This is a genomic window from Citrobacter sp. S46_ASV_140 (genome assembly GCF_018919545.1).
In the GTDB taxonomy this organism is placed as follows: Bacteria; Pseudomonadota; Gammaproteobacteria; order Enterobacterales; family Enterobacteriaceae; genus Citrobacter; species Citrobacter braakii.
Genome location: NZ_JAHLRC010000027.1, coordinates 1 through 23,427, shown reverse-complemented (window position 1 = coordinate 23,427; position 23,427 = coordinate 1). Strand labels below are relative to the sequence as shown.

The window sequence follows — 23,427 nt, the reverse complement described above, 5'->3', positions numbered from 1 at the left end:
AGAGCGTGTCATACTACGATCGCAATCGATATTGTGCTTAGCCGCCGATTTTAAGGCAAAATTCAGGCGTAGCGTGACGCTCAATCCACTGGATCATCTTGCCGGCAATGTCTATTCCGGTAGTTTTCTCCACCCCTTCCAGGCCAGGAGAAGCGTTGACCTCCATGACCAGCGGCCCACGTTCAGCACGCAGAATATCAACGCCAGCAACGTCCAGACCCATTGTCTGAGCGGCTTTGAGCGCAATTTCCCTTTCGCGCGGCGTGATATTCGCAATAGTGGCAACCCCACCGCGATGGAGATTAGAACGAAAATCACCTTCTTTGGCCCGGCGCTCAATGGCGGCCACCACCTCGTCACCGACCACGAAACAGCGAATATCTCGCCCTTTCGCTTCTTTGATATATTCCTGAACCAGAATATGAGCATTTAACCCACGAAAGGCATCCACCACGCTTTCTGCGGCCTGGCGCGTTTCCGCCAGTACCACGCCGATCCCCTGCGTACCTTCAACCAGTTTCACCACCAGCGGCGCGCCGCCAACCATGTCAATCATGTCGCTGGTATCGTCCGGAGAGTGAGCAATCCCGGTGATGGGTAAATCGATCCCCTGACGCGCCAGCAACTGCAGCGAACGCAGCTTATCGCGCGCACGCGTAATCGCTACCGACTCATTCAGCGGATAGCTACCCAGCATCTCAAACTGGCGCAACGCCGCGGTACCATAAAAGGTAATCGCTGAACCAATCCTTGGGATCACTGCATCGAAATGAGGAAGCTGGCGGCCCTTGTAATGAATAGAGGACGCCGCCGGGCTGATGTTCATATAGCAAGAAAGGGGATCGATAATTTCAACCAGGTGACCACGCTGCATCGCCGCTTCACGCAGGCGCTTACAAGAATAGAGCGTTCCGTCCCGGGACAAAATGGCAATTTTCACCCTGCACCTCTCTGAATGACCTGGTAAAAGCTGGCGTATCATACACTGCGTTAAAATCTTTAGCGCGTAGCCCATCCCTGTTTATGCAAATATTCCAGGATAAAGGGACGACTTTCTTTAATGATGGTGCGGCGAATATGGTCGCTCCAGGTGTCACGGCGCGTATTGCTCCCGCGGGTCAGATAGTACTGCGCGAGCTGCTCATCATATTGCGATAAAACGTCTTTGTTGAGTGGCTGATACTGATTTTCGTGCACCACAAGCGACGCTGGCAATCGCGGCTTGATATCCGGGTTATCAGCAGGCCAGCCGAGGCATAGCCCAAACAACGGCAGAACATGTTGCGGAAGCTTCAGCAGTTCAGTGACCGGCTCAATGTTATTTCGCAGACCGCCAATAAACACGCCGCCAAGCCCCAAAGACTCTGCCGCCGTCAGCGCATTTTGCGCCATCATCGCGGTATCAACAACGCCCAGTAGCAGCTGTTCCGCCAGCCCGAGTTGCGCGTCAGGGCAAATCTGCAAATGGCGATTAAAGTCAGCGCAAAACACCCAGAACTCGGCGGCCTGCGCCACATGTTTTTGTCCGCCGGATAAAGTAGCCAGTGATTCGCGCAGAGCGTTATCCGTTATGCGAACGATGGATGTGCATTGTAAAAAACTGGAGCTTGAGGTCCCCTGAGCGGCGGCAATAATCACCTCCCGCTGCGCATCCGAAATGGCATCATCGGTGAAATGGCGAATGGAACGGTGGCTACGAAGTAAATCAATGGTTGGCGTCATCTCTTTTTTCTCTGTCTGAACGTGAAGAATCACCGGGGGTTCGTGACATCAGCTGCGGCGCAACCAGTTGAGCAATACGCCACGTTAATACCACCGCGGCGGGAAGCATCAGCAGCACACCCAGAAATATCATCACCACGCAGGCTAACGGACTGCCAAGCGGTGCGGGTAAAGTGAGGTAATCGTTAAGCGATAGCAGCGCCAGCGATAACAAAACCATCCCGATTATTTCCAGCATCAATACGCTTTTGGGTAATGCACCAATTGTGCGCATAAGCGGCCTCCCGGCGAAATGGCTTTCATTATAAAACGTTCCGGCTTGTCGTGTTTAACAGTTATAGCTTGAGGATATCAAAGCAACAGGCTGAACCTGCTTTTCATCTGTCACAAATCGCGGCATCATAACAAGTATTGCCATCCGGCCTGATAAGTTCGAGGAGAGAGAGATGTTTGCCGTTATTTTTGGTCGTCCAGGGTGCCCGTATTGTGTGCGCGCAAAAGAATTAGCAGAAAAATTAAGCAATGAGCATGACGATTTTAACTTCCGCTACATTGATATCCATGCCGAAGGTATTACGAAAGCCGATCTGGAAAAGACGGTAGGTAAGCCAGTTGAAACCGTTCCGCAGATTTTTGTTGATCAAAAACACATCGGCGGCTGCACGGATTTTGAAGCGTGGGCAAAAGAGAACATGAATCTGTTCGCCTGATAGCCGTTTCTACGCCCTCCGCTGGAGGGCGTCTTCAGTTCTTTTTCCGTCGATGATGCTGATTGAACAAGTTGCTGATAAACAAAAAACACAATGCGCCAAGCGCGCACCAAAACACCGCACTAAACAACCACGCCAGCTCTTGCCACAACGAACGCGTCGGCATAAAAACGAACCGCATCAGTAACAGACAGCACGGCGCCGCCAACATGGCACCAAGAAGGGGTTTGAGCACCTCCCGACGATGGGAGAAAAAGCTTGCTGCAGCACCAGGCAGGATAAAAAACAACAATCCGACCTCAGGATGCCCTGCCGCTCTGAATGCCCCTTTCACGTTCAGCGTTAATGAAAGACACACCACAATAAAGAGCACAAAGCAGCAGACCGCACCCGCCCAACTTTGCTTATGTTTCAATTGTTCCTCCTGACACATTCTCTATCGAACACTCTTTTCGCCCGCAGGCGTCCAGTCAGATAAAGTAACCAGGCATTCCATGCCAAAAACACACTCACACGATTCTTATAGCCGTTGATACGTAATGAGATTAAACTAACCGCATATATTGTTATGCTGCATTATTCGGGGCTGTGTACGAAGCTGTCGCCCCTTAATTTCTGGCAAAAACATTAGCGTAAATTGCCATTTCTTTCAATAGCTTACTAGTAAACAAGAAGTTAGTCTCCGTGAATATAAACGTCGCAGATTTGTTAAATGGGAATTACATCCTGTTATTATTTGTGGTCCTGGCACTGGGCCTGTGTCTGGGTAAGTTACGTCTGGGTTCAGTCCAACTCGGTAATTCCATTGGCGTTTTAGTGGTGTCCCTATTATTAGGTCAACAGCACTTTAGTATTAACACCGATGCATTAAATCTCGGCTTTATGCTGTTTATTTTTTGTGTCGGTGTCGAAGCCGGTCCCAACTTTTTTTCGATTTTTTTTCGCGATGGGAAAAATTATCTAATGCTTGCTCTGGTGATGGTCGGCAGCGCCATGCTGATCGCCCTGGGGCTGGGTAAGCTATTTGGCTGGGACATCGGCCTGACGGCAGGTATGCTGGCCGGCTCGATGACCTCAACGCCGGTGCTGGTCGGCGCGGGTGACACCTTGCGCCATTCCGGAATGTCGGGGACATCGCTTTCAACCGCCCTCGATAACCTGAGCCTCGGTTATGCGCTCACCTATTTGATTGGTTTGGTCAGTCTGATTGTTGGCGCGCGCTACCTGCCGAAACTTCAGCATCAGGATCTGCAAACCAGCGCCCAACAAATCGCACGTGAACGGGGTCTGGACACTGATGCCAACCGTAAGGTTTATCTGCCGGTAATTCGTGCCTATCGCGTTGGCCCGGAACTGGTGGCATGGGCCGATGGCAAAAATCTGCGCGAGCTGGGTATCTATCGCCAGACCGGTTGTTACATTGAACGCATCCGTCGCAACGGCATCCTGGCCAACCCGGATGGCGACGCGGTACTGCAAATGGGCGATGAGATAGCCCTGGTGGGTTATCCTGATGCACATGCCCGCCTCGATCCCAGCTTCCGTAATGGTAAAGAGGTGTTCGATCGCGATCTGCTCGATATGCGCATCGTCACTGAAGAGATTGTGGTGAAAAATCACAATGCCGTTGGCCGCCGCCTGGCCCAGTTGAAGCTGACCGATCACGGCTGTTTTCTCAACCGCGTGATCCGTAGCCAGATTGAAATGCCTATCGATGACAACGTCGTGCTTAATAAAGGCGACGTGCTGCAGGTCAGTGGAGATGCTCGCCGCGTCAAAACCATTGCCGATCGTATCGGCTTCATTTCCATTCACAGTCAGGTGACCGATCTGCTGGCCTTCTGCGCCTTCTTTATCATCGGTCTGATGATCGGGATGATCACCTTCCAGTTCAGTAATTTCAGCTTCGGCATCGGGAATGCGGCTGGACTGCTGTTCGCCGGGATCATGCTGGGCTTCCTGCGTGCCAACCATCCAACGTTTGGCTATATCCCACAGGGGGCGCTGAACATGGTCAAAGAGTTTGGCCTGATGGTATTTATGGCAGGCGTCGGTTTAAGCGCGGGCAGCGGCATTGGCAATGGCCTTGGCGCCGTGGGTGGGCAAATGCTGATTGCCGGCCTGGTTGTCAGCCTGGTGCCGGTTGTCATCTGTTTCTTATTCGGTGCTTACGTATTGCGCATGAACCGCGCCCTGCTTTTTGGCGCCATGATGGGCGCGCGTACCTGCGCTCCAGCAATGGAAATCATCAGCGATACGGCACGCAGCAACATCCCCGCATTAGGCTATGCCGGGACCTACGCAATTGCCAACGTACTGCTGACATTAGCGGGGACACTCATCGTCATTGTCTGGCCTGGGCTTGGTTAGCGCTGAAATTTACTCTTAAACGAAAATTTTTTGCAGGTAAGCAGAACTTTTCTTCAAGACGTCAGTCATAACTATTGCCACTGCTTTTCTTTGATGTCCCCAATTTGTGGAGCCCATCAACCCCGCCGTTTTGGTTCAAGGTTGATGGGTTTTTTGTTGCCTGAATTTTGCGATCGCTGACTCCCTCCCCCGAAACTCTCTCACATTTGCAGCATGCTGGTTATGACACATACTTTTAGTCAGAGCTATATGGTAATAGGTGGTTGCTATGTTACTCGCAGGCAAAGTCGCGGTAATCTTCGGAGGCAGCGGCGCTATAGGCAGTGCAGTTGCGCATGCCATGGCGCGTGAAGGCGCCCATGTGTATCTGGGCGCGCGCAGTCAGGAAAAGCTGGATTGGGCGGCCAGTAGCATTCGAACCGCGGGCGGTGCAGTCGAAACCTTTGTCGCCGATGTACTCGACGAATACGGCACCTCAAAACAAGTTACTCACCTTGCGCAGCAAACCGGTGGAATAGATGTGGTGGTTAACGCAACCGGCTTTATGCATGAACAAGGCAAACGCATCGAGGCATTATCCCTTTCTGAGTTTATGAGCGGTATCACCCCTTTCCTCTCGGCGCAGTTCAATATCGCAAAAGCCGTAACACCACACATGGGCGGCAATCGTGCGGGCGTCATTCTCACCGTTGTTGCGCCAGCGGCCCCGATGGCGATGCCTGGACATCTGGGACACATCGTCGGCTGTGCGGGAACAGAGGCCTTTATTAAAGCGCTTGCCAGCGAACTGGGGCCGGCGAATGTTCGGGTCGTCGGCGTGCGCTCGCATGCGATTGTGGATGCCGTTCAGGCCGGTTCCTATACCGGGGAGATTTTTACCGCTAAAGCGCAGTCAATGGGTATAACCGTCGCACAATGGTTAGGTGGTGCGGCGCAAAGTACCATGCTTGGGCGCCTGCCTACGCTTGCACAAATCGCTGAGGTAATGACCTTTCTGGCTTCAGACCATGCCGGAGCAATCACCGCAACGGTGGTGAATATTACCGGCGGCGCTACGCACAGCTGACCGTCGCGGGCAACCCCGCAATACGCTCCACCATCAGCAAGATATCTTCTCGCCGCAGCGGTTTTTTGTCCGTGACAAAATGCAGCGTCATCCCTTCAATAAACGCATCCAGCGCCCGCGCCGTAACCGGAGCAAACCACTGCTCCAGCGTTTGTTGGCTGCGTAACATCCAGTTTTGCATCACCGTTTTTAGTGCCGGTTTACGGCTGGCGAAGGCATACAGCTGATACATGAGTTCCATGTTATCGGGTGTCGTGACCTGGGAGCTGTAAATCATATCGGTAATCGCATGGCAAGCCTGCGACGCATCCGCAACGTCGGCAAAAAAAGCCTGATACTGCAGCATCATCCTGTCAGTAAAACGGTCAAACGCCTCCATTAAAAGCTCATCAATTCCCGAAAAGTAATAGGTCATAGAACCCAAGGGCACCTGAGCAATTGTCGCAATCTTCCGATGTGTAACCGCATGAATACCATGGGCTATTACCGCATCCAGAGTCGCCTGAACTATTTTTTCCCGCCGCTGCGGATCGTTCGCACGTCGCACTGCATTACCTCTTCTTGCATTTGTGTACAAATGTACACAACCTTGCTAAGGTTGTCTTCTTTCCTCTTTTCTTCGGCTCGAATTCATGACTGGCATCTCATCACGCAAAGCCTTAAGACGTCGCACCTGGGCACTGTTCACGTTCTTCTTTTTACCAGGATTATTAATGGCCTCCTGGACAACGCGTACCCCTGCCATCAGAGATATCCTCTCCATCTCAACCGCCGAAATGGGCGCGGTGCTGTTTGGACTCTCAATTGGTTCGATGAGTGGCATTCTTTGTTCGGCCTGGCTGGTGAAACGATTTGGCACGCGTAAAGTGATCCACACCACCATGTCTTGCGCAGTCCTCGGAATGGCAATCCTCAGCGTGGCGCTCTGGCTGCATTCCGCATGGCTTTTCGCATTTGGTCTGGGCGTGTTCGGCGCCAGCTTTGGCGCAGCAGAAGTTGCCATCAACGTCGAAGGTGCGGCTGTTGAGCGCGAAATGAATAAAACCGTACTGCCGATGATGCACGGTTTTTACAGCCTGGGAACGCTGGCGGGTGCCGGAGTCGGGATGATGCTTACCGCCTTCAGCGTACCGGCGACCGCGCATATCTTGCTGGCGGCGATGGTGGCTATCACCCCTATCTTCATCGCCATCAAAGCTATTCCTGACGGCACGGGGAAAAATGCCGCTGACGGGTCTCACTCTGGCGAAAAAGGACTGCCTTTTTATCGCGATATTCAGCTATTGCTGATTGGCGTCGTGGTGCTTGCAATGGCATTTGCTGAAGGTTCCGCCAACGACTGGCTTCCGCTGCTGATGGTGGACGGACATGGATTTAGCCCAACATCAGGCTCGCTGATTTATGCCGGATTTACGCTGGGTATGACCGTTGGACGATTTACTGGCGGCTGGTTCATCGACCGCTACAGCCGCGTCGCGGTAGTACGCGCCAGTGCGCTTATGGGGGCTCTTGGGATTAGCCTGATTATTTTTGTCGACAGCACTTGGGTGGCGGGTGTTTCCGTTATTCTGTGGGGACTCGGCGCATCACTGGGCTTCCCACTGACCATTTCGGCTGCCAGCGACACCGGCCCCGATGCGCCAACCCGCGTCAGCGTTGTCGCCACTACCGGCTATCTGGCATTCCTGGTTGGACCACCGCTGCTGGGCTACCTGGGTGAACACTACGGCCTGCGTAGCGCTATGCTGGTGGTGCTGGCGCTGGTGCTTGTCGCCGCCATCGTCGCGAAAGCGGTGGCAAAACCGGATCTCAAAAACACCACTGTGATGGAGAACAGCTAATGCGTATCAAACTGATTGCAGTCGACATGGACGGCACATTTTTAAGCGACCAAAAAACCTATAATCGTGAGCGCTTTATGGCGCAATACCGCCAGATGAAAGAACAAGGGATCCGCTTTGTGGTCGCCAGCGGCAACCAATATTACCAGCTCATCTCCTTTTTCCCTGAACTGGCCAGTGAAATCTCATTTGTCGCCGAAAACGGCGGATGGGTGGTCAGTGAAGGGGAAGATGTCTTTAACGGTGAGCTGGCAAAAGACGATTTCCAGGCCATCATGGAACATCTGCTGACCCGTACGGACATCGACATTATCGCCTGCGGTAAAAATAGCGCCTATACCCTGAAGCGGTACAGCGATGAGCATAAGACTGTCTCCGCCATGTATTATCATCGTCTTGAATTTGTGGATAATTTTGACAACCTCAACGACATTTTCTTCAAGTTCGGGCTAAATATTTCAGACGATCGTATCCCCCAGGTGCAGGCTGACCTCCATGAGGCGATTGGCGACATTATGGTGCCGGTACATACCGGCTACGGCAGTATCGATTTAATTATACCCGGTGTGCATAAGGCAAACGGTCTGCGTCTGCTGCAACAACGCTGGAATATTACCGACGATGAGGTTGTTGTGTTTGGCGATGGCGGCAATGATATTGAGATGCTGCGTCAGGCAGGATTTAGTTTTGCAATGGCGAACGCCCATAAGCCGGTTATCCAGGCGGCAAAATATCGCGCGGGGTCGAACAACGAAGAGGGCGTGCTGGATATTATCGACCGCGTGTTAAAGAATGAAGCACCGTTTACGCAATAACGCCTCAGCACAGACGGCAACAAAATGATGGCATGATCTATTCATAATCCGCCTCAAATTAACCCGCTGGATTATTACCTCCAGTGAATATTCAGACGAGCGGATTATGAAGAAAAGTGTACTGATAGCGACATTGTTGCTGGGTTTTGCGGGGACAACATTTGCGCAAAGCGTTACCGTTGATGTACCAAGCGGTTATAAGGTGGTGGTAGTGCCCTCTTCCGTCAGCGTTCCGCAGGCGGTCAGCGTCACCACCGCGCCACAAACGGTGTATGTTGCTCCGACGCCTGCCCCGGCCCCTGTCTATCGCGCACATCCTTATGCGCGACATGTTGCAAGCGTCGGTGAAGGAATGATCATCGAACACCAGATTGACGATCACCACTAAGTTTTTGCCTGGCCCGGGCAACCGGGCTTTAACCTTCCCGTGAATCCCCTACCCGTTTATCTTTCAGGAAGATAACCATCAGAATCACCCACAGTACGCCGCTTGCCAGATTGAACAGGCTGAACAAGCCGTTTCCTCCGAGCAGATAAGCGTGTTTACTCAGCTCAATACCGACGGTAAAAATCAGCATCTGCAACATACCCATGGCGGCAGAAACCGTGCCCTTACTCATTTCACTGGCAAACAGCGTCAGACGTACCAGTCCCGCATTCGCCACGCCAATACCAAACGCATAGATGCTTAAACCCGCCGTCATCCATAGATAAGCATGGGATGACACCACCGTGGCCGCAGCGGCAATCACCAGCCCGACGGCGATTGGCCAGCCGCCCATGATAATCAGCGAACGTACGGTTTTTCGCGAGGTCAGGCGCGCCAGTACCAGGTTACCGGCAATCAACGCGCCAAAAATCGGTACCTGCAACAGGCCATATTCGTAACTGCTGAGATGTTCACCGCTGATGATAATAATCGGGGACTGCGCAATCCACGCCAGTAACGGCAGGCTGACAAAACCCAATGCCAGCGCGCCTGCAACGAAGCGCACGTTCCTCAGCACCAGCTTATAATCTTTGCCCAGCTCTTTAATCGACAGCTTTTCACCAAGCCGGGTTGCCGTTTCCGGCATCGCGCGTTGCAGACCAAAAAAAGAGATGGCGGCCAGGGCGGCAAACAGGATAAACATCCCTTCCCACGGCAGAACATGTACCCAGGCTGCACCGACCAACGGCCCCAGCAGGGGCGCAATCAACGCTACGTTTGCCATCAGCGCGGTAATTTTTATGCACACCGCTTCTTCAAAGGATTCCTGAATTGCGGCGTAACCCACCGCGCCAATAAAGCACAGGCTTATCCCTTGTAAAAAACGCAGGAAGGTAAATTGCTCAATATTCTGCGCAAGCAGGGTTGCAAGGCAGGTCACAATGAACCAGAGCACGCCGGTTAACATCACCGGGCGACGTCCAATTCGATCCGACAGCGGTCCTAATAACCACTGCAAAAACATGCCGCCAGCCAGATAGGCGGTCATGGATGTGGGCACCCAATCTAATCCGGCATTATATTGCTCCACCACCGCCAACATTCCGGGCTGGATCATATCGTTGCCGATATAAGTAGAGAATTCGTAAAGCACCAGACAGAGAGGGAAAAGTAATGCCTGACGCCCCAAACGGGCGCCTGAAGATAAACGGTTCTGCATGCAGTCTCTTAACTATAGGAAAATCGCGCAAAGTGTAATAAATGCGCCGTACTGGTGATAGTGAATTATGTGATTTGCAAGCAAATTGCGCACATTTTTACACTCAATTGCTCAGGAACATTTTGCGTTAAGGTTAATTTAAGTTGAGGCCGCTATCATGTTCAATAAGTCTCATTAATTGTCTGAAAAATAGTCATTTAACAGACAAATAAGACAAGACCGCTTTTTATCCCGTGAAAGCAATTTTATGCTCTCCCCTCATGGGCCTTTTTAACGATTACACTGAGTCTGGACGTTATGCTGGAAAATCTGAACAACTCACTTTTTTATCTCATCAATGCCACGCCGGACTCTGCGCAATGGATGATATCGCTTGCCATTTTTATTGCCAAAGACCTGATTAACATCGTACCGCTGTTAGCCGTTGTGCTTTGGCTTTGGGGGCCGCGGGCCCAGGTTACTCTCCAGCGCCAGTTAGTTATAAAAATGGCGATTGCGCTGATCGTCGGTCTGACGATTTCATGGCTGATGGGGCATCTGTTTCCTCACGATCGTCCGTTTGTTAACCACATCGGTTACAACTTCCTGCATCATGCGGCGGATGACTCTTTCCCGAGCGATCACGGTACGGTTATCTTTACCTTTGCACTGGCTTTCCTGTTCTGGCATCGCCTGTGGACGGGCGCTCTGCTGATGGTCGTTGCTGTGGCGATTGCCTGGTCGCGGGTCTACCTTGGCGTACACTGGCCGCTGGATATGCTGGGAGGATTACTCGCCGGGCTGATTGGCTGCCTGAGTGCCCAGATGATCTGGCAGCGGTTTGGCACGCCCCTGTACCTCGGCTTGCAATATTGCTATCGCGCCTGCTTCGCTCTGCCCATCCGTAAAGGCTGGGTGCGTGACTAACCCACGGTAAAAAGAGTAGTATTAAGCGCGATACTGAGCACTTATTCTACTCTCCAGGGGAACTATGGAAACTCGACGCGACGAGCGTATTGGTCAATTACTGCAGGCGCTGAAACGCAGCGATAAATTACACCTCAAAGAAGCCGCGACGCTGCTGGGCGTATCTGAGATGACCATTCGTCGCGACCTGAATAATCACGATGCTCCCGTCGTCTTGCTCGGGGGCTATATTGTTCTGGAACCCCGCAGCGCCAATCACTATTTAATCAGCGATCAAAAATCCCGACTGGTTGATGAAAAGCGCCGTGCCGCCCAGATGGCGGCAAGCCTCGTGCAGGCACATCAGACTATCTTTTTCGACTGTGGTACCACCACGCCGTGGATCATTGAGGCTATCGACAATGAATTGCCTTTCACCGCAATCTGCTACTCGCTGAATACGTTTCTGGTGCTGCAGGAAAAACCGCAGTGCCGCGTCATTCTGTGTGGTGGCGAATTCCATGCCAGCAACGCAATTTTCAAACCGCTTGATTTCCAGGAAACGCTGAACAACCTGTGCCCGGATATCGCTTTTTATTCCGCAGCTGGCGTTCATATTGAGAAAGGCGCGACCTGTTTTAACCTGGAAGAGCTACCGGTGAAACACTGGGCGATGTCGATGGCGCAGCATCACGTGCTGGTGGTCGATCACAGCAAATTTGGTAAGGTGCGTCCTGCGCGGATGGGTGAAGTAAAACGCTTTAATACCATCGTCAGCGATAGCCGTCCTGACGAGGCGTTTGTTGAGTACGCGAAAGCGCAACGTATCAAACTGATGTATTAAGCGATACTGCCGGATGGCGATAGCGTCATCCGGCAAACGCTAAGATTAAGAGAACCAGCCGCCAAACCACTGGTGGAATTTCATCATCACAAAGTCCCACATGCGACTAAAGAATCCCCCCTCTTCCACGGCCTCCATCACCATCAGTGGACGCTGCTCGATGGATTTCCCGTTCAACTGGAAGTCGATAGTTCCCACAACCTGACCTTTCTTCAGCGGCGCGGTTAACTGTGGTTCGGTCAGGGTAAAGCTGGCCTTCAGGTTTTTGAGCTGACCACGCGGGATAGTCACCGAGCCCGCTTCTCCGGCGCCCAAATTAACTTCACTCTTATCGCCAAACCAGACGCGCTGCGTCACGAAAGTGGCATCCGGTTTAATCGGCGTAACGGTTTCAAAGAAGCGGAAGCCCCAGGTCAGCAACTTTTCTGACTCATTAAAACGAATACGGTCGGTTTTCGCCCCCAATACCACGGAGATCAGGCGCATATCCCCCTGGGTCGCGGAAGCAACCAGGTTGTATCCCGCCCCGGCCGTGGTACCGGTTTTCATACCGTCCACGTTCAGGTTGGTGCTCCACAACAAACGGTTGCGGTTCGGCTGGCGGATTTTATTAAAGGTAAATTCTTTCTCTTTGTGGATAGCGTACTCTTCCGGTACATCGTGGATTAGCGCCTTCCCGAGCAGGGCCATATCACGTGCGGTACTGAACTGTCCTGCCGCATCCAGGCCATGCACAGTCTGGAAAGTGGTATTGGTCAGCCCCAGTTTTTTCGCGTAGCCGTTCATCAGACCAATGAAGGATTCCTGGCTGCCCGCAACGTAATCAGCCAGTGCGATACAGGCATCGTTACCAGACTGGATGATAACGCCTTTGTTCAGATCGGACACTGCAACCTGATCGCCGGGCTTGAGGAACATAACCGACGAACCGCGCAGGGCCGGATTACCGGTCGCCCAGGCGTCTTTGCCCACGGTGACCATGTCGTTGAGGTTAATTTTCCCGGCCTTCAGCGCCTGACCGACTACATAGCTGGTCATGATCTTGGTCAGACTGGCAGGATCCAGTTTCTCATCAGCATTACCTTCCGCCAGTACCTTACCGCTGGCGTAATCCATTAGGATCCACGCGCGCGTCGACGCTCGGTGGGGCCGTTGGTTGCTCCGCCGCCTGTACGCTCGGCGCCAAAAGGATTAAGAGTGCAGAACCTGCAGCAAAGCTGCGAAGTGAAGAGAAGTATTGCGTCATAAATGCCACCCGAGTATCCATTCCAAAAAACCACGTCATACCACACCGTGTTTACACAAAACCAGCCAAGCGACCCTGGCCAACCCATGCAGAAAAGGTCTGATGGATGACGTGTAAAATAAGTGCGGTGAGTAATAACGCACTAACGAGCTTAAAGAAACCGTAAGTTGGTAAAGTTTTTAAAGTTTATGCAATAACACCGCGCTGCGCTGCTCCTGGCACGATTTTTTTAGACTTTGTTGCGTAAATATTAGGTTTACCCCACCATGTGGGCTAGTCAGATGGCATCTGCAGCCATAAAGCTGCTCAATTAATTTGCGGGGTTACTATGATTACACTGTGGGGTCGCAATAACTCGACCAACGTAAAAAAAGTATTGTGGACGCTCGAGGAACTGGAACTGCCGTATAACCAAATTCTGGCGGGCGGACAGCATGGCGGTAACCGCGATGCCGACTATCTGGCACTCAACCCGAACGGACTGGTCCCGCTGCTACGCGATGATGAAACGGACGTTGTTCTGTGGGAATCCAATACCATTGTCCGCTATCTGGCAGCTCAGTACGGACAAAAGCGTTTGTGGATTGACGCCCCGGCCGCGCGCGCCGTCGGTGAAAAATGGATGGACTGGGCAAACCAGACGCTAAGTCCTGCGCATCGGGTTATCTTGTTTGGCCTGGTCAGAACCCCTGCCGAGAAACGCGATATGGCGGCAATCGAGGCGGGTAGTCAGGTGTGCGATAACCTGTTTGCCATTCTGGATAACGCGCTGGCGGACCAGCCATGGTTCTCCGGGGCTGAATTTGGCACTGCCGATATCGCCGTTGCGCCGTTCATCTATAACCTGTTCAACGTTGGCCTGAGCTGGACCCCGCGCCCACATCTGGAGCACTGGTATCAGCAACTGACCGAACGTCCGGCGTTTCAAAAAGTCGTGATGATCCCGGTCAGCTAACTAAATCAGGGACTCACTTTCAGTAATTCCCCGTCGGACTCGTCGGTTAGTACGTATAAGTACCCGTCTGGTCCGACGCGCACATCACGGATCCGTTGTCCCCTTTCCTGCAACAGACGACCCTCTTCGGTGACGGCATTCCCTTTGACGCTCAGCACGATCACTTCTTTATCTTTCAACGCGCCAATGAATAACTTCTGCCGCCACTGTGGGAAGGTATCGCTATTATAAAAAGTCATTCCGCTGACCGCCGGTGACTTTTCCCAGTAAAAGATGGGTTGCTCTGTTCCAGCAACAATTGGGCCTTTTGCTTCGGGAATTTTAAGACCACTGTAGTTAACGCCCCAGGTCGCAAGCGGCCAGCCGTAGTTTTTCCCTTTCTCCGGGATATTGATTTCATCACCCCCGCGTGGACCATGCTCATTAAGCCACAGCGTATCGCTCCAGGGATTCATCGCCATCCCCTGCGGGTTGCGGATACCATATGACCAAATCTCTGCCCGTGCTCCTGCCCTCTTCACAAACGGATTATCCGGCGGAATTTTTCCCTCATCGGTCAGTCGTACGACCTTGCCCTGCAGCTTATCCAGATCCTGTGCGGTAGAACGTTGATTGTTTTCACCAAGGCCAATAAACAGATAACCGTTGCCATCAAAAACCATACGTCCGCCAAAATGGTTTCCGCTGGAGAGCTTCGGCTGTTGGCGAAAAATGGTCTGGAACCCTTGCAGATGTTTGAGATCGTCGCTCAGTCGTCCGTAACCAACCGCTGTCCCGGCGTTACCTTCACTGTCAGCTTCAGCAAAGCTAAGCCACACCCGGCGAGATTGTTTAAAATCCGGTGCTAATGCCACATCAAGCAATCCCCCCTGACCATTCGCCCAGACTTTGGGTACGCCGGTCAGCGGGTCGGAAAGCCCCTTCCCTGACTGCCAAAGTCGAAGCTGGCCGCCTTTGAGCGTAATGAGCATGCCGCGATTGTCGGGTAAAAACGCCAGCGACCACGGATGATCGAGTTTCGTTTGCAGCACTTCCACCTCTACCGCGGCGGCATAAGAGGAAAATAGCGCGAGTGGGACAGCACAGAGAAAGAGTCGACGCATAACACCTCCTTAATGGCTCTGCATAAAGCGTAGCCAGCAAGGGGAATTATCCCGCCACATTTACATAATCTTAACGAAAAGGGGGAGCGCCCTCCCCCTGATTCAGACGTGTTCCAGCGTTGAATAAGATTCCAAACACTGGATACTTAGCGTCAGCGTTGTCAGGCAGTTTTCCAGTTTCTCTGCGTTAACGGCGATAAAAGTTGGACAATCGTGATGTCCACTCATAAGACAAACAGCGGCGGCGGCTAACGCCCCTTCAGCACGATGAAGGGCATTCCACTCTTCCTGATCAAGATGCCTACCGTGAAGCTGTGATTGCTCGTGCAATTCGCGATTCAGTGCAAAAAAATTATCACGCAGACGATCGCTCTCGCTGACTGACATGTAGCCTTTCGCTTTTCTCAACAGCAGATAAGCGGCAAGTTCGACACGGGCGTTTATCAATTTGTTGAGAAGATCGGTTCTCAGTCTGTCAACAACCATACTTTGTTCCTCCTCTTTCCAACTATGGTGCAACTTAATAGTATGGTCATTTTTTGAACAAAGTCGTGTCCAGGATCAATCCATCACCGAAAATTAACACAATTTACAAATAATCTTTAATTCCACGCCGGGCGTGGCGACTGATGGTATGAGATTGCGATACAATTTTTATTCAGAACTCTGTAGAATCCGTGCCCTGAATATTCCAATAACTGAACAATTTTTACGCTATGAGCAATGTAACCCACCAGCCGAAAATCGGCTTTGTCTCCCTCGGCTGCCCGAAAAACCTCGTCGATTCTGAACGCATCCTGACCGAACTTCGTACCGAAGGCTATGACGTTGTGCCAAGCTACGACGACGCGGATATGGTTATCGTTAACACCTGTGGCTTTATCGACAGCGCGGTTCAGGAGTCGCTGGAAGCAATCGGCGAAGCGCTGAACGAAAACGGCAAGGTGATCGTCACCGGCTGTCTGGGCGCGAAAGTCGATCAGATCCGTGAAGTCCACCCGAAGGTGCTGGAAATCACCGGGCCGCATAGCTACGAACAGGTTCTGGAGCACGTTCACCACTATGTGCCCAAACCAAAGCACAACCCGTTCCTGAGCCTGGTTCCTGAACAGGGCGTCAAGCTCACTCCGCGTCATTATGCCTATCTGAAAATTTCTGAAGGCTGCAACCACCGCTGCACGTTCTGCATTATTCCGTCGATGCGTGGCGATCTGGTGAGCCGTCCGATTGGCGACGTCCTCAGCGAAGCCAAACGTCTGGTGGATGCGGGCGTAAAAGAGATACTGGTCATTTCTCAGGATACTTCCGCGTACGGCGTGGATGTGAAGCATCGCACCGGTTTCCATAACGGCGAGCCGGTCAAAACCAGCATGGTTGATCTGTGCGAGCAGTTATCAAAACTGGGGATCTGGACTCGTCTGCATTACGTCTATCCCTATCCGCACGTTGATGACGTGATCCCACTGATGGCGGAAGGGAAAATCCTGCCGTATCTGGACATCCCGCTGCAACATGCCAGCCCGCGTATTCTTAAGCTGATGAAACGCCCAGGCTCCGTGGACAGACAACTGGCACGCATCAAGCAGTGGCGTGAAATCTGCCCTGAACTGACGCTGCGCTCAACCTTCATTGTCGGTTTCCCGGGTGAAACGGAAGAAGACTTCCGGATGCTGCTCGACTTCCTGAAGGAAGCGCGTCTGGACCGCGTGGGCTGCTTTAAATACAGCCCGGTAGAAGGCGCTGGCGCCAATGACCTGCCGGACCAAATCCCGGAAGAGGTGAAAGAGGAACGCTGGAACCGCTTTATGCAATTGCAACAGCAAATCTCTGCTGAACGTTTGCAGGAGAAAGTGGGCCGCGAAATTCTGGTTATCGTTGATGAAGTTGACGAAGAAGGCGCGATTGGCCGCAGCATGGCTGACGCCCCGGAAATCGACGGCGCGGTATACCTGAATGGCGAAACCAAGGTGAAACCTGGCGATATCATCCGCGTGAAGGTCGAAAACGCTGATGAATACGATCTGTGGGGCACCCGCGTTTAAATAAGCGCAACCCAACAGTAGGCCGGATAAGCGTTACGTCTTATCCGGCCTGTAATTTATCCTTTAATTTTCGGGTCCAGCGCGTCGCGCAGACCATCTCCCAGTAAGTTAAACGCCAGTACCGTCAGGAATATCGCCACCGCCGGGAAAATCGCCACGTGCGGCGCGATCACCATATCAGCGCGGGCTTCATTGAGCATTGCCCCCCACTCCGGGGTCGGCGGCTGCGCACCCAATCCCAGAAATGACAGGCTCGCGGCAGAGATAATCGACGTGCCAATTCGCATGGTAAAAAAGACCACGATCGATGAAACCGTACCCGGCAGGATATGGTTGAAGATGATGGTCGCATCGCTGGCGCCGATACTGCGCGCGGATTCAATAAAGGTCTGCTGCTTTAGCACCAGCGTATTTGCGCGCACCAGCCGCGCGAAGGCCGGAATGGAGAAAATGGCCACGGCAATAATCACGTTTGCAATGCCGCTGCCCAGCACAGCGACCACGGCTATCGCCAGCAAAATACCCGGAAAGGCAAACAGCACATCGCAGATACGCATAATCAGTCGATCCCACCAGCCTTCGTAGTATCCCGCCAGCAGACCCAGCACGGTGCCAATCGCCGCGCCAATAAATACGGCAAAGACCCCCGCCGCCAGCGAGATTTGCGCCCCCACCAGCACGCGGCTAAAAATATCCCGCCCCAGCGAGTCAACGCCGAACCAGTGCAGCATCGACGGTCCGTCATTCAGACGGTCATAATCGAAGTAATTCTCGGCATCAAATGGCGTTAACCAGCGAGCAAAAATCGCCACCATTATCAGCAGCACGACAAATAACCCCGCTAACATCGCCATGCGCTGGCGACGGAAACGACGCCAGAATTCATGCCACGGCGTGCGTATCTGCTCAGGCTTAACAAGGGGCATCGCATTTAAAATCGCCTGTCGGCGCCAGTTAAAAAATCGCATCCTTACTTGTACCTGATAGCCGGATTAATGGCGGCATAGAGCACATCCACCACTAAGTTAATAAGAATAAACTCCAGAGAAAACAACAGCACCTCGGCCTGAATCACCGGGTAGTCGCGCATTTCGACTGAGTCCACCAACAGCCGCCCAAGCCCTGGCCAGTTAAACACCTTCTCAACCACAATCGAGCCGCCAAGCAAAAAGCCAAACTGTAGCCCCATCATGGTGACCACCGGGATCATCGCATTGCGCAAACCATGTTTTAACACCACCCAGGTTTCACTCACCCCTTTGGCCCGCGCAGTACGCATATAGTCTTCACTGAGCACATCGACAAACGAAGCGCGGGTAAACCGGGCTAACACCGCAGCCACCGCCGCACCCAGGGTAATAGACGGGAGGATATAGTGCCGCCAGGTATCAGCTCCAACGGTGGGCAACCAGCCAAGCTCAACGGAGAATATCTGCATGAGCAGCATGCCGAGCGCAAACGCCGGGAAAGAGATCCCGGTGACGGCGAGCGTCATACTCAATCTGTCCGGCCAACGATTGCGCCATACAGCAGCAATGATCCCTGCCGTCATGCCGAATAACACCGCCCACGCCATGCTGGCAATGGTCAGCCATAGCGATGGCATAAAACGACTGGCTATCTCTTCGGAGACCGGGCGACGAGAAACCATTGAGGTTCCAAAATCGCCTTGCAACACGTTAGTAATGTAATGCCAGAACTGAATATGCAGCGGCTGGTCCAGACCCAACTGCTGACGCACCAGTTCGATCACCTCAGCATCAGCCTCCGGTCCGGCAATCAGCCGGGCCGGATCGCCGGGTAGCAGGTGAACAAATAAAAATACCAGCACCGCTACAATCAACAGAGTTGGAATCAACCCCAGCAGGCGCTTGAAAACATAGTTAAGCATCACACTCCCTTCGCCGGCCCCTGTGTGGCGGGGCCGGATGAATTGCTTATTTTAAATCCGCATCATCAAAGCTAAATCCGGTATCCGGCATGATCCAGAACCCGGTCAATCTGGTGTTGTGCGCCGAAATCAGTTGTTCCACTACCAGTGGGATCCACGGCGACTCTTTCCAGATAATATCCTGCGCATCCTTGTACAGCTTCGCTTTCTGGGCCGGATCGTTGGTTTGCAACGCTGCTGCTAAATCACTGTCCACCTGCTTATTGCTGTAGAACGCCGTATTAAACAGCGTTGGCGGCCAGTTTTGAGATGCAAACAGCGGTGACAGCGCCCAGTCTGCTTCACCCGTAGAGGCAGACCAGCCGGTGTAGAACATGCGTACCCCGCTCTCTTTCTGCGCTTTACCTTCAACTTGCGCCGCGCGCTGACCGGCATCCATCGCCGTCACCTGAGCCTTAACGCCCACCTGCGCCAGTTGCTGCTGGGTAAATTGCAGCACTTTCTGCGCGGTACTATGGTTATGAGAAGACCATAGCGTGGTGGTAAAACCGTTCGGATAACCCGCTTCTTTCAGCAGTTCGCGCGCTTTTGCCGGGTCGTATGGCCATGGCGTATAGCTTTGCGCATAGGCGATCGACGGAGGGAGAACGCCGGTTGCTGGCGTCGCGTAACCGGCAAACGCCACTTTCACCAGCGCCTGACGGTTGATGGCATAATTCAGCGCTTCACGCACCTTCGGGTTATCGAACGGTTTTTGCGTGACGTTCATGCTGATGTAACGCTGCATAATAGACGGACTGGCCACCAGTTCCAGGTTTTTATTCTTCGCCAGTAGCGCCGCCTGCTCGTAAGGGATCGGGAAGGCAAACTGCGCTTCCCCGGTCTGCAGCATTGCCGCACGCGTGTTGTTGTCGGTCACCGGACGCCAGGTAATCGTATCCAGCTTTGGCAGCCCTTGCTGCCAGTAACCCGCGAACTTCTTAACCTTTACAAAATCCGTCTGATTCCAGGTCTCAAGCTGATACGGCCCGGTCCCCACGGGATGGAAACCGATCTCCTTGCCGTATTTCTCCAGCGCGGCGGGAGAGATCATCGCCGTAGCCGGGTGCGCCAGAATATTGATAAATGCAGAGAACGGCTGCTTCAGCGTTATCTTCACCGTCGACGGATCGACGACCTCGGTTTTATCGATATTCTTATACAGGTTGTAGCGTTTCAGATGGTTTTCCGGGTTGCTGGCCCGATCGAGGTTAGCTTTAACCGCATCGGCGTTGAAGTCGGTGCCGTCCTGAAACTTCACGCCCTGTCGCAGCTTAAGGGTATAAGTCAGGCCATCATCAGAAACCGTATAACTCTCCGCCAGCACATTTTTCAGCTTCATCTCTTTATCAAGGCCAAACAGCCCCTGGTAAAACGACTTCGCTACCGCCTGCGACAACGTGTCGTTTGCGTCGTAGGGATCGAGGGTGGTGAAATTGGATCCTACCGCCACTACTACATCTTTGGCGGCCCAGCCAGGTGTGGCGGCCAGCGCAGAGGCCACTCCCACAGCAACCAGCCATTTTCGAGCAACAATTTTTGTCATGTTATTCTCCTTAAACCCTGCCTGCCTGTTATAAACGCGAAAGCGCATTTTCTGGTTGCGGACGCGCAACATAATGCCCCGGGCCAACTTGCTGGAGTGAAACGGGGGAAATCTCTTCACCGCGTTTGCGGATATTACTGGGGATATCATCCGACAACAGCACGCGCTGGGGCCGGTGATGTGAGGGATCGGCGACCGGGACTGCCGCCATCAGTTTGCGGGTGTACGGATGCTGCGGATTTTCAAACACCGCGCGTCGGGTGCCGATCTCGACGATTTGCCCAAGGTACATCACCGCCACCCGATGACTGATCCGCTCCACCACCGCCATATCGTGGGAAATAAACAGGTACGCAATCCCCATTTCTCGTTGGAGGTCGAGCAACAGGTTGATAATTTGCCCGCGAATTGAGACATCCAGCGCCGAGACTGACTCATCGGCAATAATCACCTTGGGATTGAGCGCCAGCGCCCGGGCAATACAGATACGCTGACGCTGACCACCGGAAAACTCATGCGGATAGCGCCAGGCATGCTCAGGGAGCAATCCTACGCGTTCCAGCAGCCATGCAACCCGTTTTGCCGCCGCATCGCCTTGCAGTAGCCCATGCACCCGCAGCGGTTCTAAAATGGAATATCCCACGGTCTGACGCGGATCGAGCGAAGCATAGGGGTCCTGGAAGATAAATTGAATATCCCGACGCAGCGGCTGTAGCTTACTGGCGGCCAGGGTATCGATACGCTGTCCGTTGAAAACAATCTCCCCGCGTTGAGACTCTACCAGACGTAGCAGCGCCCGACCGGTGGTGGATTTCCCGCAGCCTGACTCCCCCACCAGCGAGAGCGTCTCTCCGGGCCACAGGTCAAAGCTAACGTTTTCCACCGCATGCACCTCGCGGGTCACCCGATTAAGAATGCCGCTGCGCAGCGGAAAACGCGTCACCAGATTACGTACCTGCAAAATAGGCTCGCCTTCAACCACGGTATCCTGTTCAGTCTGTGGTTCTACATGACTGGGATCGTGTAACGAAATGAGAGGAAACCGGCGCGGGTACGCTTGTCCGGTCATCGCCCCAAGCTGCGGCACGGCTGCCAGCAGCGCTTTGGTGTAAGGATGCTGGGGAGCGTGAAAAATCTGCTCAACGCTGCCGGTTTCTACCGCCTCGCCCTGATACATCACCAGCACGCGATCGGCAATATCCGCCACGACGCCCATATCGTGGGTAATAAAGATCACTCCCATCGACATATCCTGCTGCAGCACTTTTATCAGTTGCAGGATTTGTGCCTGAATAGTGACATCCAGCGCGGTAGTCGGTTCATCGGCAATTAAAACCGCAGGGCGACACGATAGCGCCATGGCGATCATTACCCGCTGGCGCATGCCGCCAGAAAGCTGGTGCGGATAACGCGATAAAATAGCCTTCGCCTCAGGAATACGCACCTGGTCGAGCATCCGTTTCGCTTCCACCATCGCCTCTTCGTGGCTGGCCCCCTGATGCAAACGGATTGACTCAGCAATCTGCTCACCCACGGTAAATACCGGATTAAGCGATGTCATGGGCTCCTGGAAGATCATGGCGATATCCGCGCCACGCACGTGACGCATCCGCGACGCGCTCTGTTCACCCAGCTCAATAACCTGTCGGTTACGGCGTCGAAGGAGCATTTCATCGCAGCTCACCTCGCCGCCTGACTGTTCAATCAAACGCATCAGCGACAAGGCTGTTACCGACTTTCCTGAACCGGATTCGCCCACTATCGCCAGCGTTTCACCACGCTTCAGGCGAAATGACAGATTACGCACCGCACTGATGCGCTGCTGCTCCTGCTCAAAGACAATGTTCAGGTTGCTGACTGCCAGCACGTCGCTGGCGTCAAGCTCATCACTGTGTGGCAACGGTATCTCCTTTTTCCCGATAAATACCGGTGGTTGGCGTATCGCCTGCATATCCCCAGGCACGGTACATGCCTTCGCTGTTAAACGGCAAGGCGACGTTGCCCTCGTGATCGACGGCAATTAAACCGCCGCTACCGCCGAGCGCCGGTAATTTTTCCATTACTACGCGTTCGCACGCCTCCGATAAACTCAGGCCGCCATAGTCCATCAACGCCGCAATGTCATACGCCGCCAGCGCACGAATAAAGACTTCACCGGTTCCGGTGCAGGAAACGGCCACACTTGCGTTATTGGCATAGCAGCCAGCGCCGACCAGCGGACTGTCACCTACCCGACCCGGTAATTTGTTGGTCATCCCGCCGGTCGATGTTGCCGCCGCCAGATTGCCAAACATATCCAGCGCGACCGCACCCACAGTACCCATTTTGTTGTTTTCATCCAGCGGGGTCGCGCTATGATCCAGCACCGTTTCACCCGCCGATTGCGCTGCCAGCAGTTGAGCGTAGCGTTCTGGCGTCGAGAAAATATCCGCCGAAACGCGCTCCATCCCCTGCGCAATGGCAAAGTTTTCAGCCCCTTCACCTATCATCATGACGTGGGGGCTGTGTTCCATCACCAGGCGTGCCGCGAGAATCGGGTTGCGCAGATGGCTAACCCCGGCGACGGCTCCCGCGTTTAGCGTATTACCGTCCATCACACAGGCGTCCAGTTCATGGGTTTCATCACGGGTATACACCGCGCCAATTCCGGCATTAAACAACGGACACTCTTCCAACAAACGCACGGCTTCGGTGACCACATCC

The 23,427-nt window shown here is 53.3% G+C and carries 23 protein-coding genes and 1 pseudogene; 10 read left to right on the top strand and 14 right to left on the bottom strand.

Annotated features, from left to right (window positions below; translation table 11 throughout):
• Positions 1 to 37: 37 nt before the first annotated feature.
• Genes rimK through KQJ19_RS09850 form a run of 3 tightly spaced genes read right to left on the bottom strand, consistent with a single transcriptional unit; the run spans position 38 to position 1,996 of the window.
• Complete coding sequence (rimK, locus tag KQJ19_RS09860) at positions 38 to 940, bottom strand: 30S ribosomal protein S6--L-glutamate ligase (protein WP_016152412.1); 903 nt, start codon at positions 938 to 940, stop codon at positions 38 to 40.
• A gap of 59 nt (positions 941 to 999) precedes the next feature.
• Positions 1,000 to 1,722: a nitroreductase NfsA gene (nfsA, locus tag KQJ19_RS09855; protein WP_216403605.1), complete on the bottom strand. Its 723-nt coding sequence runs from the start codon at positions 1,720 to 1,722 to the stop codon at positions 1,000 to 1,002.
• Positions 1,706 to 1,996, bottom strand: coding sequence for a YbjC family protein (locus KQJ19_RS09850; protein WP_016152409.1), 291 nt, complete (start codon positions 1,994 to 1,996; stop codon positions 1,706 to 1,708). The genes nfsA and KQJ19_RS09850 overlap by 17 nt, the downstream gene beginning before the upstream one ends.
• A 172-nt stretch (positions 1,997 to 2,168) precedes the next feature.
• On the opposite strand from KQJ19_RS09850, the gene KQJ19_RS09845 reads away from it, so the two are divergent.
• Entirely contained in the window at positions 2,169 to 2,432 is a 264-nt protein-coding gene (locus tag KQJ19_RS09845) for a GrxA family glutaredoxin (RefSeq protein WP_016152408.1), read from the top strand.
• Between the two features lie 34 nt (positions 2,433 to 2,466).
• Here the strand turns inward: KQJ19_RS09845 and KQJ19_RS09840 are convergent, their stop codons facing one another.
• Entirely contained in the window at positions 2,467 to 2,847 is a 381-nt protein-coding gene (locus KQJ19_RS09840) for an inner membrane protein YbjM (RefSeq protein WP_016152407.1), read from the bottom strand.
• A gap of 269 nt (positions 2,848 to 3,116) precedes the next feature.
• Between KQJ19_RS09840 and KQJ19_RS09835 the strand changes: the two genes are divergently transcribed.
• Complete coding sequence (locus KQJ19_RS09835; protein WP_016152406.1) at positions 3,117 to 4,802, top strand: aspartate:alanine antiporter; 1,686 nt, start codon at positions 3,117 to 3,119, stop codon at positions 4,800 to 4,802.
• A 268-nt stretch (positions 4,803 to 5,070) separates the two neighbouring features.
• Positions 5,071 to 5,868 carry an SDR family oxidoreductase gene (locus KQJ19_RS09830; protein ID WP_216403604.1) on the top strand — a complete coding sequence of 266 codons (798 nt, stop codon included), beginning with the start codon at positions 5,071 to 5,073 and terminating at the stop codon, positions 5,866 to 5,868.
• On the opposite strand, the gene KQJ19_RS09825 is transcribed toward KQJ19_RS09830, so the two are convergent.
• A complete protein-coding gene (locus KQJ19_RS09825; protein WP_029139468.1) occupies positions 5,855 to 6,415 on the bottom strand; it encodes a TetR/AcrR family transcriptional regulator in 561 nt (186 codons plus the stop codon). The genes KQJ19_RS09830 and KQJ19_RS09825 overlap by 14 nt on opposite strands.
• Positions 6,416 to 6,500: 85 nt before the next feature.
• Between KQJ19_RS09825 and KQJ19_RS09820 the strand changes: the two genes are divergently transcribed.
• From KQJ19_RS09820 to KQJ19_RS09810, 3 genes are all read left to right on the top strand, one after another.
• Positions 6,501 to 7,709, top strand: a complete 1,209-nt coding sequence (locus KQJ19_RS09820) for an MFS transporter (protein ID WP_216403603.1) — start codon at positions 6,501 to 6,503, stop codon at positions 7,707 to 7,709.
• Complete coding sequence (locus KQJ19_RS09815) at positions 7,709 to 8,524, top strand: Cof-type HAD-IIB family hydrolase (protein WP_200046447.1); 816 nt, start codon at positions 7,709 to 7,711, stop codon at positions 8,522 to 8,524. The genes KQJ19_RS09820 and KQJ19_RS09815 overlap by 1 nt, the downstream gene beginning before the upstream one ends.
• Before the next feature lie 106 nt (positions 8,525 to 8,630).
• Complete coding sequence (locus tag KQJ19_RS09810; RefSeq protein ID WP_047415290.1) at positions 8,631 to 8,912, top strand: hypothetical protein; 282 nt, start codon at positions 8,631 to 8,633, stop codon at positions 8,910 to 8,912.
• 28 nt (positions 8,913 to 8,940) lie between these two features.
• Here the strand turns inward: KQJ19_RS09810 and KQJ19_RS09805 are convergent, their stop codons facing one another.
• On the bottom strand, positions 8,941 to 10,173 hold the full coding sequence (locus KQJ19_RS09805; protein ID WP_047501216.1) for an MFS transporter: 1,233 nt from the start codon (positions 10,171 to 10,173) through the stop codon (positions 8,941 to 8,943).
• Between the two features lie 297 nt (positions 10,174 to 10,470).
• Between KQJ19_RS09805 and ybjG the strand changes: the two genes are divergently transcribed.
• Positions 10,471 to 11,079, top strand: coding sequence for an undecaprenyl-diphosphate phosphatase (gene ybjG, locus KQJ19_RS09800; RefSeq protein WP_047501218.1), 609 nt, complete (start codon positions 10,471 to 10,473; stop codon positions 11,077 to 11,079).
• A gap of 64 nt (positions 11,080 to 11,143) precedes the next feature.
• Positions 11,144 to 11,902 carry a DNA-binding transcriptional repressor DeoR gene (deoR, locus tag KQJ19_RS09795; RefSeq protein ID WP_019076372.1) on the top strand — a complete coding sequence of 253 codons (759 nt, stop codon included), beginning with the start codon at positions 11,144 to 11,146 and terminating at the stop codon, positions 11,900 to 11,902.
• A 45-nt stretch (positions 11,903 to 11,947) separates the two neighbouring features.
• Here the strand turns inward: deoR and dacC are convergent.
• A pseudogene (gene dacC / locus KQJ19_RS09790) lies at positions 11,948 to 13,148 on the bottom strand (serine-type D-Ala-D-Ala carboxypeptidase).
• A 328-nt stretch (positions 13,149 to 13,476) separates the two neighbouring features.
• On the opposite strand from dacC, the gene KQJ19_RS09785 reads away from it, so the two are divergent.
• Positions 13,477 to 14,103 carry a glutathione S-transferase family protein gene (locus KQJ19_RS09785; protein WP_016152396.1) on the top strand — a complete coding sequence of 209 codons (627 nt, stop codon included), beginning with the start codon at positions 13,477 to 13,479 and terminating at the stop codon, positions 14,101 to 14,103.
• A gap of 5 nt (positions 14,104 to 14,108) precedes the next feature.
• Here KQJ19_RS09785 and KQJ19_RS09780 read toward each other — a convergent pair whose 3' ends face one another.
• On the bottom strand, positions 14,109 to 15,206 hold the full coding sequence (locus KQJ19_RS09780; RefSeq protein WP_216403602.1) for a PQQ-dependent sugar dehydrogenase: 1,098 nt from the start codon (positions 15,204 to 15,206) through the stop codon (positions 14,109 to 14,111).
• Between the two features lie 102 nt (positions 15,207 to 15,308).
• Positions 15,309 to 15,692, bottom strand: coding sequence for a biofilm formation regulator BssR (bssR, locus tag KQJ19_RS09775; RefSeq protein ID WP_141875022.1), 384 nt, complete (start codon positions 15,690 to 15,692; stop codon positions 15,309 to 15,311).
• Between the two features lie 230 nt (positions 15,693 to 15,922).
• On the opposite strand from bssR, the gene rimO reads away from it, so the two are divergent.
• Positions 15,923 to 17,248, top strand: coding sequence for a 30S ribosomal protein S12 methylthiotransferase RimO (gene rimO, locus KQJ19_RS09770; protein WP_049282700.1), 1,326 nt, complete (start codon positions 15,923 to 15,925; stop codon positions 17,246 to 17,248).
• A gap of 56 nt (positions 17,249 to 17,304) precedes the next feature.
• Here the strand turns inward: rimO and gsiD are convergent, their stop codons facing one another.
• The 5 genes from gsiD to iaaA all read right to left on the bottom strand — a co-directional run.
• Positions 17,305 to 18,216, bottom strand: a complete 912-nt coding sequence (gene gsiD, locus KQJ19_RS09765; protein WP_016156084.1) for a glutathione ABC transporter permease GsiD — start codon at positions 18,214 to 18,216, stop codon at positions 17,305 to 17,307.
• A gap of 2 nt (positions 18,217 to 18,218) precedes the next feature.
• A complete protein-coding gene (gsiC, locus tag KQJ19_RS09760) occupies positions 18,219 to 19,139 on the bottom strand; it encodes a glutathione ABC transporter permease GsiC (RefSeq protein WP_016152391.1) in 921 nt (306 codons plus the stop codon).
• 46 nt (positions 19,140 to 19,185) lie between these two features.
• Positions 19,186 to 20,724 (bottom strand): glutathione ABC transporter substrate-binding protein GsiB, encoded by a 1,539-nt coding sequence (gsiB, locus tag KQJ19_RS09755; protein WP_046274653.1) that lies wholly within the window; start codon positions 20,722 to 20,724, stop codon positions 19,186 to 19,188.
• 28 nt (positions 20,725 to 20,752) lie between these two features.
• Positions 20,753 to 22,624 carry a glutathione ABC transporter ATP-binding protein GsiA gene (gene gsiA / locus KQJ19_RS09750; protein ID WP_049282698.1) on the bottom strand — a complete coding sequence of 624 codons (1,872 nt, stop codon included), beginning with the start codon at positions 22,622 to 22,624 and terminating at the stop codon, positions 20,753 to 20,755.
• Positions 22,611 to 23,427 (bottom strand): beta-aspartyl-peptidase (gene iaaA / locus KQJ19_RS09745; protein ID WP_216403601.1); only part of this gene is annotated, 817 nt, incomplete at its 5' end. The genes iaaA and gsiA, both read right to left, overlap by 14 nt.